This is a genomic window from Streptomyces sp. NPDC127092, assembly GCF_042722475.1.
Lineage (GTDB): Bacteria > Actinomycetota > Actinomycetes > Streptomycetales > Streptomycetaceae > Streptomyces.
Genome location: NZ_JBHXFE010000384.1, coordinates 1 through 550, shown reverse-complemented (window position 1 = coordinate 550; position 550 = coordinate 1). Strand labels below are relative to the sequence as shown.

Annotated in this window: 1 protein-coding gene; it reads left to right on the top strand. The window is 67.8% G+C overall.

The window, feature by feature from the left end; all coding sequences use genetic code 11:
• On the top strand, window positions 1-471 hold a 471-nt coding region (locus ACFWJO_RS40640; RefSeq protein WP_386873419.1), incomplete at its 5' end, for a helix-turn-helix transcriptional regulator.
• Window positions 472-550 lie beyond the last annotated feature (79 nt).

The window sequence follows — 550 nt, the reverse complement described above, 5'->3', positions numbered from 1 at the left end:
CAACTGCGCGACACCGACGCCCTCTTCCGCCACCCGCTACTGCTGGCGCCGCTGACACAGAGCGTGATCGTGTCGCTGCTCCTGGCATCGCGGCACGACTACAGCGAGCAGCTGGCGGCGACCGTCGCCCCCGCCTGCCCGGCGGTGGTCGAGCACGCCAAGCAGTACATCGAGGCGCACGCGGACGAGCCGTTGACCGCCCTCGAGATCGCCGGCGCGGTCGGAGTGAGTCTGCGGGCGCTGCAGCACGGCTTCCAGACGTCGTTGCACACCACCCCGATGCGCTATCTGCGTGACCTCCGCCTGCGGAAGGTCCGGGGCGACCTGCTGGCGGCCGACCCCGAGACGGCAGGCGTCGCCGAAATCGCGTACCGGTGGGGTTTCAACCACCTGGGCCGCTTCGCGGGGCAGTACCGCGAGATGTTCGGCGAAAGCCCCTCTGCGGCTCTGCGTTCTATTACTTCGCGCTGATCAGAACCGGAGGACCGGTTTGATCGACGCACCGCTGGTCATGTCCGCGACAGCGGTGTTGATGTCGTCGAAACTGTAG